Origin of the sequence: Kitasatospora sp. NPDC058170, from assembly GCF_042883905.1 — a bacterium.
Classification (GTDB): Bacteria; Actinomycetota; Actinomycetes; order Streptomycetales; family Streptomycetaceae; genus Kitasatospora.
In genome coordinates this window covers 19,318-32,390 of record NZ_JBHVUV010000018.1, presented here as the reverse complement: position 1 = coordinate 32,390, position 13,073 = coordinate 19,318, and the positions used below count along the sequence as shown (strand labels likewise).

The following is a 13,073-nucleotide window of genomic DNA, read 5'->3' as shown; positions in this document are numbered from 1 at the left end:
GCCCCGAAACGCGAAAAGCGCCCGGGCCCGCCTGTTCGAAAACAGGCGGGCCCGGGCGCTCGAATCCCTGCGCGCAGGCTCAGCTCTTCCTGGCCCGGCCACCGGTCAGTCGCGCGAACCGGTCGGCGACGCCCCAGGAGGTGACCCGCCAGAGCGCCTCGACCACGATGCTCCGGCTCATCTTGGACGCACCGAGCTCGCGCTCCACGAAGGTGATCGGCACCTCGGCGACCTTGAAGCCGGCCTTCACCGTCCGCCAGGCCAGGTCGACCTGGAAGCAGTAGCCCGCCGAGGCCACCTCGTCCATGCCGAGACCGAGCAGCGTCTCCTTGCGGAACGCCCGGTAGCCGCCGGTGACATCCCGGATCGGCACCCCCAGCATCAGCCGCGAGTAGGTCGAACCGCCGCGCGAGAGCAGCAGACGGGACTTCGGCCAGTTCACCACCCGGCCGCCCGGCACCCAGCGCGAGCCCAGCACCAGGTCGGCACCGCGCAGCGCGCCCAGCAGCCGGTCCAGCTCCTCCGGCTGGTGCGAGCCGTCCGCGTCCATCTCCACCAGCACGTCGTAGCCGGCGTCGATGCCCCAACGGAAGCCCGCGAGGTAGGCGGCGCCCAGCCCCTCCTTGCCCTTGCGGTGCATCACGTGCACGCTCGGGTCCTCGGCGGCCAGCTTGTCGGCCAGCTCGCCGGTACCGTCCGGGCTGTTGTCATCGGCGACCAGGACATGTGCCTCTGGTACCGCGGCACGAACCCGGCCGACGATCCGCTCGACGTTCTCCGCTTCGTTGAACGTCGGGATGATCACCAGCACCCTGCCGAGATCAGCAAAACTCTGCTGGTTCACGGTCACGTACAAACCTCTCGGCCGGCGGCGGGAAGTGCCAGTCACCGTTGCCCGCACTCTGAAACGCAGCTCTACCCGGCATCCCGCCGCGGTGGAAACCACATGGAAACTACAGCGTGCTGGCATCCTACTACCGCGCCCCGGCAGCTCCGATACGGCCGAGGCACTACCCGGCACCGCCCACCGTTTCCCTGACGGCGGCACCGGTCGGCTAGGGTCGATCACCAGCCTTTGCCAGGACAGCACCGCCCGCACCGCCGGGGCCGCCTCCCGGCGATCCGGCACACCCGCCACCGCGGCAAAGGAAAAAAGGAGCAGGACCGCGCGCATGGACAGGCTCGTCAACACTGTCCGCCCGTACGCCTGGGGGTCCGTCACCGCGATCCCCTCGTTGCTCGGGCAGGAACCCACCGGCGAACCACAGGCCGAACTGTGGATGGGCGCACACCCGGGCGCCCCCTCCCGTGCCGACCGGGACGGCGGGCCGCACCGGCTCGACGAACTCATCGCAGCCGACCCCGAGGGCGAGCTGGGCGCCGCCACCGTGGCCCGGTTCGGCCCCACACTCCCGTTCCTCTTCAAGATCCTGGCCGCCGGCATCCCGCTGTCCATCCAGGCCCACCCCACCCTCGACCAGGCCAGGGCCGGCCACGCCGCGGAGAACGCCCTCGGCATCCCGCCGGACGCCCCGAACCGCAACTACCGGGACGCCAACCACAAGCCCGAACTCATCTGCGCCCTCGACGACTTCGACGGCCTCTGCGGCTTCCGCCGACCCGCCGAGGCAGCCGCGCTGATGGCCGCGCTGAAGGTGCCCGCACTCGACCCGCTGATCGCCCTGCTCCAGGACGAGGACGAGTCCCGGGCGCTCAGCCGCACCCTCGCCGCCGTCCTCACCATGGCCGACCCCGCCGCCGCCGAGGCCGTCCGGGACACCGCCGAGGCCGTGGACAAGGCCGCCGCCGGCGACCCCGACGGCCCGTACGCCCCGTACACCCGGATCACCCGGGAGTTCTCCGGCGACCGCGGGCTGCTGGCCGGCCTGCTGCTCAACCACATCCGGCTGCGCGCCGGGGAGGCGCTCTACCTCGGCGCCGGCGTCCCGCACGCCTACCTGCAGGGCATCTGCGTCGAGTTGATGGCCAACTCGGACAACGTGCTGCGGGCCGGACTCACCCCCAAGCACATCGACGTGCCCGAACTGCTGAAGGTGGTCGGCTTCACCCCCGGCGCCCCGGACGTGCTGCGCCCCGCACCCGTCCCCGGGACCCCGGGCGAGCGGCTCTACCCCGTCCCGATCGACGAGTTCCGGCTCTCCCGCTTCGACCTGGACGGGCAGCCCCGCACGGTCGACGGCCGCACCCCGCAGATCCTGCTCTGCACCGCCGGCACCGCCCGGCTGACCGCGGCCGACGGCACCGTCCTGGACCTCGCCCCCGGCGAGTCCGCCTTCCTGCCCGCGACCGGCACCGGGACCGGCCTCAGCGGCGCCGCCGCGACCGTCTTCCGCGCCACCGTCACCCTCTGACGAACGCGCCCCGGACGCCCGAAGGGCCCGCATCCCCCGGGGGGGATGCGGGCCCTTCGTCACGTCTCGGCGGGATCAGCCCGCCGCGGGTCCACCGGACCCGCCGGACCCACCGGACCCGGCGCCGACCTCGACCGGCACCCGGGCCGGCTCCGCCTGGGCCGGTACGGCCACCGCGCGGGCGCCGCCCTCGGGGGCCGCCAGGGCCTGGGCGGGGAAGCGCCGCTCGACCGCCTTCAGCAGCTTGCGCCCGACGTTCTGCATGGGCAGCTCCACCAGGCGGTACATCAGATAGGCCGCCAGCAGGGACACCGTGAGGAACTCGGCCACCCACAGGACCTTCTCGCCCGTGGCGGTCGGCCGCTGCTCGTGCCCCAGCAGCGGGGCGATGGTGTGCAGCAGCGGGACGTGCAGCAGGTACAGCGAGAAGCTCACCGCGCCGAGCCAGGTCAGCACCTTCGGGAACCGCCGCTTGCGCAGCGCCATCCCTCCCAGGAAGGTCGCCCAGGCCCCGGTGTAGGAGGTCGACCAGGAGATCCACCCCGAGTTCCAGGTGTTCAGCTCCATGCCGTTGCGGTTGTACATCCAGCCGATCGCCACCCCGGCGACCACCACGAAGCCGCAGCACAGCACCGCGTGGATGCGCTCGATCTGGCCGTGCTCGGCCCGGTAGAGCACCGTCCCGGCGAACATCGTGGCGAAGATCAGCAGGGTCTCGAAGACGGGGGCCCGGCTGTTGTTGAGCAGCAGCACGAGGGCGAGGCCGGCCACCAGCACCGCACCGGTACGGGTCAGCACCGGGTTGCCGCTGAGCATGCACGCGAAGCCCATCAGCACGATCAGGGCCGCCGCCAGCACGAGGTTGCGGGTCGAGCCCAGGTCGTGGGTGAGCGTGGCGGACGCCATCGAGCCGCCGAACACCAGCGCCACCGCGGCGAACCCGACGGCGTAGGCGCTGCTGCGCCGGTGCCAGCCGAGCGCGAACAGACCGCTGACCAGGAAGTAGAAGGCCATCTCGTAGGTGAGGGTCCAGGTCACACCCATGCCGTTGATCACGCCGAGCATGTCCTGGAGCATCGTCGCGTTGGCGACCAGCGAGATGAGGTTGTGGCCGGTGCGGAAGAGCGCCACCGATCCGTCGCCCTCGGGCAGCATCAGGATCGACACCACGAAGGCACCGATCAGCGCCGGGTAGATGCGGAACAGCCGTCCGATCCAGAACGCCCTCACGTCACCGCGGCGTTCCAGCGAGGCGGGGATGATGTAGCCGCTGACCAGGAAGAACAGCATCACGCCGTAGACACCCAGGTCGAAGTGCCACCAGATCATCCCGCCGAACGGGAGCAGCTCCAGGATCCCGAAGTGGTGCAGCGCCACCACCAGGGCGGCCCACCCGCGCAGTGCGTCGAGCCAGCCGAGCCGGGACCCGGCCTTTCCGGGCGCCGCCGCACGCGCGTTCCCTCCGGCTCTACCGGGAAGCCGCAGTCGTATTGTTCTCACGGCAGGGACAGTAACCCATCCGCCGCAGCCCCATCGTTCCCGGAGTACCCCGCCCCCGCCGGGGCCCGGGCGGCATGGAGCGCCCCGGGGGGCAGCCTGCGGACGGCTGCCCCCCGGGGCGGTGACCAGCGGTCGCCGGTCAGTTGTTCTGGTAGACGCCGAACATGTCGACGAGCAGGTCGATGTCGCCGTCGCTGGCGTTCCAGAAGTCGACGATGCCGTTGACCCCGGGGTTCGCCTGGACGAGGTTCGGCACGGTCTCACCGGCCTGCCAGTTCAGCGAGGAGGTCGGCGGCTTGGTCGGCCGGACGTCCGTCTGGTTGTTGTACTGCGTCATCGAGTTCGGGTCCGGGGCGACGGTCAGGTGGCCCGAGTCCTGGGTGTTGGTCACGGTCGCGTTGAGCACGAAGCCGGTGTACTGCGGCTCGTCGACCGACAGCGGCATGTAGACGTAGTTGCGGCGGTCCAGCGGTCCGCCGATGTCCCCGCGACGGGTGTCCAGCAGACGCAGCGGGGTCACCGGCAGGTAGGCGCTCTTGCTGTTGTCGCTGTAGTAGCCGACCACGTCCACGATCACGTCGGTCGGGGCCCAGGCACCGTTGCGGATCTGGATCCGCCCGTCGGCGCCGACCGGCACGATCACCGAGTTGGCGACGGTCTGGCCGGCCTGGAAGTTCACGTTGGAGGCGGTGGGCGCGGACTGGCCGCCCGGGAAGACCGTCAGGTGGCCGGTCTCCTGCGGGTTGGTCACCGTGACGTTGAGCGCGACCGCACGGGCGCCGGACGGGACGCCCGCGGTGCCCCAGACCTGGGTCGAGATCGTCGAGACGGCGTTGACCTTGCCCCGGGCGGTGCCCGTGCCGTCGCGGGAGTCGACCAGGCGGGTCGGACCGACGGCGGTGTAGCCGGCGGCCGCGGTGTGGGTGAAGTAGCCGGCGACGTCGGCCAGCAGGTCCACCGGGGCCCAGCCGCCGTTGTACAGGTCGACGTAGCCGTTCGCACCGACCGGGACGATCACCAGGTTCGGGACGGTCTGCCCCGGGGTGAAGTTGACGTTCGAGGTCTCCGGGAGGGTGCCGCCCTCGGCGAAGGCCGTGATGTGGCCGGGGGTGCTGGTGTTGGTGACGGTGACGTTGAGGGCCACCGCGGTCACACCGGCCGGGAGGCCGGCGTTGCCGCCGACCTTCACCCGGGCCGAGGTGTACGGCTGCACCTTGGTGGCGGGCGCGCCGGTGCCGTCACGGGTGTCGAGCAGGCGGGTCGGGCCGTACGGGGTGTACGCCGAACCCGGGGTCGCCATCGTCACGGTGTTGGTCGCGAAGTAGCCGCTGCCGTCGGAGGCGGTCACCGAGATGGTGTACGAGCCGAGCTTCGCGTAGGTGTGCGGGCGCCGCGTGTCGGTGCTCTGACCGAACAGGTCGAAGCGGTCCGAGGTGCCGTCGCCCCAGTTCACGGTGACGGCGACCGCGACCGGGTCGCTGATGACGGCCGTGGTCAGCTCGATGCCGTAGGCGCTGGTCCCGACGGCGGCGATGCCGACCGCCAGGCCCGAGTTGGCGGCCGGGGCGTCGGCGCCCTGCTGGGCGTTCTTGGCGCCCGGTGCGGCCTGGGAGCGCTGCGAGGCGCTGGCCGGGCTCTCGTAGGTGGTGAACGCCGGGCTGGAGATCTTGTCCTTCGGCGTGGTCTGCACCGCGTGCGCACCGGCGGTCGGCGCCGGGGCGTCGGCCGCCTGGGCCAGCGCGGGTGCGAAAACGACGCTGGCCGCCACGGCGGCAGCGGTCACAACGAGACGGTGACGGGACACCGTACCCCCCAAGTCCTATTAAGCGATCATCAAATGATGCTCGCACAGAGTACACATCGCGCGGGTACGGAACAACGACAATTCCGCCGCCCTCCGACAGCCCTCACGACCGGGGGGAATGGTCAGTCTCTCGTCATGTCGACAAAGCGGGAGTAATGGCCCTGGAATGCCACCGTGATGGTCGCGGTGGGGCCGTTTCGGTGCTTGGCGACAATCAGGTCGGCCTCGCCCGCGCGGGGGGACTCCTTCTCGTAGGCGTCCTCGCGGTGAAGCAGGATGACCATGTCGGCGTCCTGCTCGATCGAGCCGGACTCACGCAGGTCGGAGACCATCGGCCGCTTGTCGGTGCGCTGCTCGGGACCACGGTTCAGCTGCGAGAGCGCGATCACCGGGACCTCCAGCTCCTTCGCCAGCAGCTTCAGGTTTCGCGACATGTCGGAAACCTCCTGCTGCCGGTTCTCGGCCCGGCGCGAACCACCGGACTGCATCAGCTGGAGGTAGTCGATAACGACCAGTTTGATGTCGTTGCGCTGCTTGAGCCGACGGCATTTGGCGCGGATCTCCATCATCGACAGGTTCGGCGAATCGTCGATGAAGAGCGGCGCCTCACTGACGTCCGGCATCCGGCGGGCCACCCGGGTCCAGTCGTCATCTGTCATGTTCCCGGAACGCATATGGTGCAGCGCCACCCGCGCCTCGGCGGAGAGCAGACGCATGGCGATTTCGTTTCGCCCCATTTCGAGTGAGAAAATCACGCTCGGGAGCTTGTTCTGAATGGAACACGCCCGCGCGAAGTCCAACGCGAGGGTGGAGTTGTGCGTCGGAACCATCATCCGGGTGGCCAGGTAGAGGTGGTCCGGGTTGTCGACCTCGACGCAGCGGACCGGGACGCTCTCCGTCTCACGGACGTCCACGATGTAGCGCTGCGTCAGTCGTGCGGTACCGGGGCGCCTCCGCTCCGCGTGAACGGCGCGCTTCCGCTCCAGCCCGAAGACGTCGTCCTCCGGGGTGAACGTGACCACGTAGGCGGTGGACGTCTCCTCCGAGCGCCCCATCACCCGCTTCGTCGTCATCCCGCAGCGGTAGCCGAGCCCGACCACGAGCTCGCGGAAGCCCTCGGCCAGTTCCCGGCTGGTCACCGCGAACTGGACCGACCCCGTCCGGTTGACGGTCCCGTCCGTGTCGAGGAGTCCGGCGAGCAGTGCCCGGCGCTGGGTGACGGCACCGCGGAGGTACTCCGCGGGGATGTGCTTGCGTCCCAGGACCCCGAGGTTCCGCAGCGCCACGAGAAGGCTCCCGTGGCTCCGCGTGCAGGCGGCGCAGCGCGGCTCCGAGAACGCCGAGACGCACTCGCGTCCGCAGTCCACGCACGTGGGGACAGCTACCGGTGCCGAGACGAAACGCGCCCGCCCGCCGCACGACCTCCCGCATGTCCGCACCTGGGAGAGCTTTGCCACGAACGGCTCACCGCAGACGACGCAGGTGCGCTCGGCGGGCACCGGCCGCTCCACCGCGAACCGCAGGGCGTAGGTCAGCGTGGTGCCCACCTGCCGGACCTCGAAGCCCTCGTCCGCGATCCGCCGGACGATGTCGGGGTCCGCCGACGTGACCCTCGCCGCGTCGCTGTGGCCGTCGCCCAGCCACGCGCCGAGGGTGTACGGCGGCACGGGCAGGTCGCGCTCCGGGAGGTCCAGTGCCGCGGTGTTGTGCACCGAGTGGTTGGCGCGCCGGTCCGCCGTCTCGCACCGGACGGTGGCGGCGATCTCCTTGGTCGTCCTGACTGCCGCAAGGCTGCCGGGGGCCCCGGCGGCCCGAACGGACCTGCGCGAGGCCCTGGTCTCGGTCAGCCACTGGTGGTCGGCGTCGGCGATGACGGACGTGCCGTCGTCGAACAGCACCTCGTAGCACGGGCGCCCGGTCATCACCTCGGTGGCGGCCACCACGCGGGTGGGTCGCCCGGAGGCGTCGAGGAGCCGGTCGCCGACCTGAACGTCCCCCATGGTGGTCCAGCCGTCCGGGGTCGGCAGCGGGGTGTCCAGCGCCAGCGCCTTTCCCATGGCCGGACGGGCGGCGATGACGATCATCTGGCCGGGGTGCAGGCCGTTGGTCAGCGCGTCGAAGTCGGCGAAGCCGGTGGGCACGCCGGACATCTGGCCGTTGCGGGAGCCGATCGCCTCGATCTCGTCGAGGGCGCCCTCCATGATGTCGGAGAGCGGTGCGTAGTCCTCGTTGGTGCGCTGCTCGGTGACGGCGTAGATCTCCGCCTGGGCCGCGTTGACGATCTCGTCGACGTCGCCCTCGGCGGCGTAGCCCATGCCGGCGATCCGGGTGCCGGCCTCGACCAGGCGGCGCAGCACGGCGCGCTCGTGGACGATCTCGGCGTAGTACTCGGCGTTGGCGGCCGTCGGGACGGAGTTGACCAGGGTGTGGAGGTAGCCCGGGCCGCCGACCCGGACGAGCTCGCCGCGCTTGGTCAGCTCGCCGGCCACGGTGATCGGGTCGGCGGGCTCGCCCCGGGCGTACAGGTCGAGAATCGCGCCGTGGATCAGCTCGTGGGCCGGGCGGTAGTAGTCGGCGGGCTTGAGCACCTCGACCACGTCGGCGATGGCGTCCTTGGAGAGCAGCATGCCGCCGAGGACGGACTGCTCGGCCGCGAGGTCCTGCGGGGGGACCCGCTCGAAGCCCTCCAGGCCCTCGGAGCGCTCGCCGTCGCCCTGGCGCTGCTGCTTGCCGCCGTCGCGCTGGAAGCCGCCGCCGGAGCCCTTGCCGCCCTTCTGGAAGCCGTCGCCCTGGCCGCCGCCCTGGCCGCCACCGCGCGACCGGGAGACCGGGAGCCGGTCGCCCGGACCCTCCGGGAAGGGCGCGTCGGCGTAGCCGGCCGGGAAGGGGTCGTCAGCGGTCTGCCAGTCCTCCTCCGGCGGCGGGGCGTCGTGGTCGTCGTACTGGGGGCCGGTCACGCGTGTTCCCCGATCAGCGAGTGGTGCGAGTTGGAGCGGGCCTTGCCGGTGGCTGGGTGAAGCGGAGCTGCGCTCCTCTTTGTACGCCACCGCACCGACAAATCGGACGCCGAGGCGGGTGGGAGTGTCGGGCGGACGGCCCACGCTAAGGCGCCGGACGCCCTTCAGCCAAGGTGGTTATCCACAGGGGGTGTGGACGATGGGTCCCGTGCTGTGGAGAAGTACCGCAAACCTGTGGACGCCCCTGTGGAAAGCCCTGTGGATAACCAGACCATCGATCCACCGTCAACTCGCTGACCTGGGAATCCCTCCTCCCGGGGCTGTGCATGAGAAATTCTTCACACACCGGCGAGTGGCCCGGCCCACACACCCGCTCGGCGTAGTCGCTCACAATTGCGAGTAATGAGCCTAATAGGCTGGCACCTCTTACCTGTGGATGAGTAGCCTGGAGTCCATGACCCTGCCCTCCACCGATCGCCGCCGGCACGACCGGGAGATCCTCGCCCTGGCGGTCCCGGCCTTCGGCGCACTGGTCGCCGAGCCGCTCTTCCTGATGGCCGACTCGGCGATCGTCGGCCATCTCGGCACCTCCCAGCTGGCCGGGGTCGGCGTCGCCTCCGCCGCCCTCACCACCGCCACCGGGGTGTTCGTCTTCCTCGCCTACGCCACCACGGCCGCGGTCGCCCGCCGGATCGGCGCCGGCGACCGCCGGGCCGCCGTCCAGCAGGGCGTCGACGGCATCTGGCTGGCCCTGGCGCTGGGCCTCGGCGTGGTCGCCCTGACCCTGCTGCTGGCCCCCTGGACGGCCGGGGTGCTGGGCGCCTCGGACACCGCCGCCCCGTACGCCGTGACCTATCTGCGGATCAGCGCGCTCGGCATCCCGGCGATGCTGATGGTGATGGCCGCCACCGGCGTCCTGCGCGGACTCCAGGACACCCGCACCCCGCTGCTGGTGGCCATCGCCGGGTTCGCCGCCAACCTCGTGCTGAACGCCGCCCTGGTGTACGGCGCCGGGCTCGGCGTGGCCGGCTCCGCCTGGGGCACCGTGCTGGCACAGACCGGGATGGCCGCCGCCTACCTCTTCGTGGTGGTCCGCGGCGCCCGCCGGGAGCGGGCCTCGCTGCGGCCCGACCCGGCCGGCATCCGGGCCTGCGCCAGGGCGGGCGGGCCGCTGATGGTCCGCACCCTGAGCCTGCGGGCCATCCTGATGATCGCCACCGCGGTCGCCGCCGGGCTCGGCGACGACCAGATCGCGGCCCACCAGATCGCCATGACGGTGTTCCTCTTCATCGCCTTCGCGCTGGACGCCATCGCGATCGCCGGCCAGGCCATCATCGGCCGCTACCTGGGCGCCGAGGACGTTCCGGGTGCCAGGGCGGCCACCCGCCGGATGGTCGAGTGGGGGGTCGGCTCGGGCGTGCTGCTCGGACTGCTGGTGGTGGTCGCCCGGCCGCTGTACGTGCCGCTGTTCACCCCCGACCCGGCGGTGCAGGCGCAGCTGAACACCGTCCTGCTGCTGCTCGCGCTCTGCCAGCCGGTCTCCGGCCTGGTGTTCGTGCTGGACGGCGTGCTGATGGGTGCCGGCGACGGCCCCTTCCTGGCCTGGGCGATGGTCGCCACCCTCGCGGTCTTCGCCCCGGTGGCCCTCGCCGTGCCCGCGCTCGGCGGCGGGCTGGTCGGGCTCTGGTGGGCGATGAACCTCTTCATGCTGGTGCGCGGCGGGTTCCTGTGGTGGCGGGCCCGCGGCGGCCGGTGGCTGGTGACCGGCGCCGTCCGGGCCTGAGCGGGCCCGCCGGGGAACGACCGAGGGCCGGACTCCCCCGAAGGGGAGCCCGGCCCTCAGGCCACTGCTACGGAGCTGACTCAGGCAGCGACGACGGCGACGTCGAGGTTGGCCTGGACGTCGGCGTGCAGCTTGACCGAGACCTTGTGGGTGCCCACGGTCTTGATCGGCGAGGCGATCGCGACGGCGCGCTTGTCCACGGACGGGCCGCCGGCGGCCTTGATGGCCTCGACGACGTCGGCCTGGGTGACCGAGCCGAACAGACGGCCGGCCTCGCCCGAGCGAACGGCCAGCTTGACCTGGACGCCCTCGAGCTTGCCCTTGACCTCGGTGGCGGCCTCGAGCGTCTGGATCTCGTGGATCTTGCGGGCGCGACGGATCGCGTCGACGTCCTTCTGGCCGCCCTTGGTCCAGCGGATGGCGAAGCCACGCGGGACCAGGAAGTTGCGGGCGTAGCCGTCCTTGACCTCGACGACCTCGCCGGCGGAGCCGAGACCCGGCACCTCGTGCGTGAGGATGATCTTCATTACTTGGTCACCCTCTCTTAGCGCGCGGTGCTGGTGTAGGGCAGCAGCGCCATCTCACGGCTGTTCTTCACGGCCGTGGCGACGTCACGCTGGTGCTGGGTGCAGTTGCCGGTGACCCGGCGGGCACGGATCTTGCCACGGTCGGAGATGAACTTCCGCAGCAGGTTCGTGTCCTTGTAGTCAACGTAGTTGACCTTGTCCTTGCAGAAGACGCAAACCTTCTTCTTCGGCTTGCGAGCAGGCGGCTTCGCCATTGTGTGCTCCATTTGGGGTTCACGGCCCGGCTGGCGTCTCACGACGCCGGCCGCCGGGCCGCACGAAATCTGTCAGCTCTTAGAACGGGGGCTCTTCCGAGAAACCGCCGCCGGACGGGGCTCCGCCCCAGCTGCCGCCACCCTGGTTTCCACCGGAGGGGGCGCTGGAAGCCCACGGGTCGTCGGAGGGGCCGGACTGGCCGCCACCGGAGTTTCCACCCCAGTTGCCGCCGCCCTGCTGGCCGCCACCGCCGCCCCAGTTACCGCCCTGGCCGCCGCCGCCCTGCTGGCCGCCGCCGAAGCCGCCGCCGCCGGGAGCACCGGACCGGTTGGCCCGGGTGACCTTCGCGGTCGCCGAGCGCAGGCTCGGGCCGACCTCGTCGACCTCGACCTCGAAGACCGTCCGCTTCTCGCCTTCCTTGGTCTCGTAAGACCGCTGGCGCAGTCGGCCCTGCACGATGACGCGCATGCCGCGCTGCAGCGACTCGGCGACGTTCTCCGCCGGCTGCCGCCAGACGTTGCACGTGAGGAAGAGGCTCTCGCCGTCCTTCCACTCGTTCGTCTGGCGGTCGAAGGTGCGGGGGGTGGACGCGATGCGGAACTTCGCGACCGCCGCACCCGACGGGGTGAAGCGCAGCTCGGGGTCGTCGACGAGATTGCCGACGAGGGTGATGACGGTCTCGCCTGCCATGGTGGTGATGACCTCTCCGGAAGAGTTCCGTTCACCGCTGTTTCACGTGAAACAGCGGACGCGAGCTACCCGAGGCCCGAGGGCCTCAGAGGTGGCTCAGTGGGTGTCCGGGCGCAGGACCTTGGTCCGCAGAACCGACTCGCTCAGGCCAAGCTGGCGGTCGAGCTCCTTGACGACCTCAGGCGTGGCCTTGAGGTCGATGACCGAGTAGATGCCCTCGGACTGCTTGTTGATCTCGTAAGCCAGACGGCGACGGCCCCAGGTGTCGACCTTCTCCACCTTGCCGCCGCCATTGCGGACGACGGTGAGGAAGTTCTCGATCAGGGGGGCGACAGCGCGCTCCTCAACCGAGGGGTCGAGGATGACCATCAGCTCGTAGTGACGCATGTGTAACCCACCTCCTTTGGACTCAGCGGCCACGGTCTCTCCGTGGCAGGAGGGTTGTGCAGCGTCGGCACCGGAGTAGTGACGACACCGGCTCACCGTAGCGGCCGGGTCCGACACTCGGGCCCCATCGACCCGGAAGAGGGCACAAGGGGGCACAACTACACCAGTGCAGACCGCACAGCCTACCCGCACCCGTACGGCCGAACAAAATGCATAGGGGTTGTGATCCGCGCCCCAACCACCGCAATCTGGACGGAACGGGTTTCCTGCTCGTTCGTCTCCTCCCCAGGAGGTGGGTCCCATGGCCCAGACCATCCACCGGTTCCCCGCCCTCACCCTGAACACGGACGGCCACCGGCACCCCCGAGAGAACGCCCTGGTCGGCATCACCGCCGTGCTGGGCTTGCTGGCCTTCACGACCTCGTTCTTCCACGGTCTCCATCTGCTGAGCTCCTGGAGCGGGCTCTTCGGCGTCGTCACCGGTCTGTGGGGACAGTTCGTCTCCGTGACCACGGCCGAGCGCTTCGTCCTGATCGTCTCGCTCGTCGCCTCGGCCTTCGGCCTCTACCTGGGCCTGGCCCGGGGCGGTCTCTGGGGCTAGGGATCGCCGGACAAGCCCTCCCGGCTTCTCCGACGAGCCCTGGTCCCGGCCCTCCCCACGCGGAACCCCTGGCGCCCCCGTCGCGTACCTACCTGTGGGCAGGTGGTGGCGGGGGCGCCGCCGCGCCCACAGCCGAAGGGGTCCCGGAGGATAAAGTCACCCCCGGGAACCTGGGGCCCACCGAGCCCGACCGACGA

General features: G+C 70.9%; 11 protein-coding genes. 3 read left to right on the top strand and 8 right to left on the bottom strand.

Annotated features, from left to right (window positions below):
* Nucleotides 1–79: 79 nt before the first annotated feature.
* Nucleotides 80–850 (bottom strand): polyprenol monophosphomannose synthase, encoded by a 771-nt coding sequence (locus tag ACFVVX_RS20880; RefSeq protein WP_387947643.1) that lies wholly within the window; start codon nt 848–850, stop codon nt 80–82.
* A gap of 322 nt (nt 851–1,172) precedes the next feature.
* Between ACFVVX_RS20880 and manA the strand changes: the two genes are divergently transcribed.
* The gene (manA, locus tag ACFVVX_RS20875; RefSeq protein WP_387947641.1) at nt 1,173–2,372 is read left to right on the top strand and encodes a mannose-6-phosphate isomerase, class I; all 1,200 of its coding nucleotides are present in this window, start codon (nt 1,173–1,175) and stop codon (nt 2,370–2,372) included.
* A gap of 75 nt (nt 2,373–2,447) precedes the next feature.
* Here the strand turns inward: manA and ACFVVX_RS20870 are convergent, their stop codons facing one another.
* The 3 genes from ACFVVX_RS20870 to dnaB form a co-directional block, all read right to left on the bottom strand.
* The gene (locus ACFVVX_RS20870; protein WP_387947639.1) at nt 2,448–3,872 is read right to left on the bottom strand and encodes an acyltransferase family protein; all 1,425 of its coding nucleotides are present in this window, start codon (nt 3,870–3,872) and stop codon (nt 2,448–2,450) included.
* A gap of 139 nt (nt 3,873–4,011) precedes the next feature.
* Nucleotides 4,012–5,655, bottom strand: coding sequence for a hypothetical protein (locus tag ACFVVX_RS20865; RefSeq protein ID WP_387947637.1), 1,644 nt, complete (start codon nt 5,653–5,655; stop codon nt 4,012–4,014).
* Nucleotides 5,656–5,798: 143 nt separating this feature from the next.
* On the bottom strand, nt 5,799–8,633 hold the full coding sequence (gene dnaB, locus ACFVVX_RS20860; protein ID WP_387947635.1) for a replicative DNA helicase: 2,835 nt from the start codon (nt 8,631–8,633) through the stop codon (nt 5,799–5,801).
* A 454-nt stretch (nt 8,634–9,087) separates the two neighbouring features.
* Here dnaB and ACFVVX_RS20855 point away from each other — a divergent pair, with 454 nt between their 5' ends.
* Complete coding sequence (locus ACFVVX_RS20855; RefSeq protein ID WP_387947633.1) at nt 9,088–10,416, top strand: MATE family efflux transporter; 1,329 nt, start codon at nt 9,088–9,090, stop codon at nt 10,414–10,416.
* Between the two features lie 80 nt (nt 10,417–10,496).
* Here ACFVVX_RS20855 and rplI read toward each other — a convergent pair whose 3' ends face one another.
* The 4 genes from rplI to rpsF all read right to left on the bottom strand — a co-directional run bounded on the left by rplI (nt 10,497) and on the right by rpsF (nt 12,275).
* Nucleotides 10,497–10,943: a 50S ribosomal protein L9 gene (rplI, locus tag ACFVVX_RS20850; protein WP_387947631.1), complete on the bottom strand. Its 447-nt coding sequence runs from the start codon at nt 10,941–10,943 to the stop codon at nt 10,497–10,499.
* A 17-nt stretch (nt 10,944–10,960) separates the two neighbouring features.
* Complete coding sequence (gene rpsR / locus ACFVVX_RS20845) at nt 10,961–11,197, bottom strand: 30S ribosomal protein S18 (RefSeq protein WP_030304537.1); 237 nt, start codon at nt 11,195–11,197, stop codon at nt 10,961–10,963.
* Nucleotides 11,198–11,276: 79 nt separating this feature from the next.
* Nucleotides 11,277–11,888, bottom strand: coding sequence for a single-stranded DNA-binding protein (locus tag ACFVVX_RS20840; protein WP_387947629.1), 612 nt, complete (start codon nt 11,886–11,888; stop codon nt 11,277–11,279).
* Nucleotides 11,889–11,984: 96 nt separating this feature from the next.
* Entirely contained in the window at nt 11,985–12,275 is a 291-nt protein-coding gene (gene rpsF / locus ACFVVX_RS20835; RefSeq protein WP_148643846.1) for a 30S ribosomal protein S6, read from the bottom strand.
* 301 nt (nt 12,276–12,576) lie between these two features.
* On the opposite strand from rpsF, the gene ACFVVX_RS20830 reads away from it, so the two are divergent.
* On the top strand, nt 12,577–12,876 hold the full coding sequence (locus ACFVVX_RS20830; RefSeq protein ID WP_387947627.1) for a hypothetical protein: 300 nt from the start codon (nt 12,577–12,579) through the stop codon (nt 12,874–12,876).
* Nucleotides 12,877–13,073: the final 197 nt, after the last annotated feature.

Bases quoted from the DNA above. Each gene is read 5' to 3' on its own strand.
- manA (WP_387947641.1), top strand. From the start codon at position 1,173: ATGGACAGGCTCGTCAACACTGTCCGCCCGTACGCCTGGGGGTCCGTC.
- ACFVVX_RS20855 (WP_387947633.1), top strand. From the start codon at position 9,088: ATGACCCTGCCCTCCACCGATCGCCGCCGGCACGACCGGGAGATCCTC.
- rplI (WP_387947631.1), bottom strand. From the start codon at position 10,943: ATGAAGATCATCCTCACGCACGAGGTGCCGGGTCTCGGCTCCGCCGGC.
- rpsR (WP_030304537.1), bottom strand. From the start codon at position 11,197: ATGGCGAAGCCGCCTGCTCGCAAGCCGAAGAAGAAGGTTTGCGTCTTC.
- ACFVVX_RS20840 (WP_387947629.1), bottom strand. From the start codon at position 11,888: ATGGCAGGCGAGACCGTCATCACCCTCGTCGGCAATCTCGTCGACGAC.
- rpsF (WP_148643846.1), bottom strand. From the start codon at position 12,275: ATGCGTCACTACGAGCTGATGGTCATCCTCGACCCCTCGGTTGAGGAG.
- ACFVVX_RS20830 (WP_387947627.1), top strand. From the start codon at position 12,577: ATGGCCCAGACCATCCACCGGTTCCCCGCCCTCACCCTGAACACGGAC.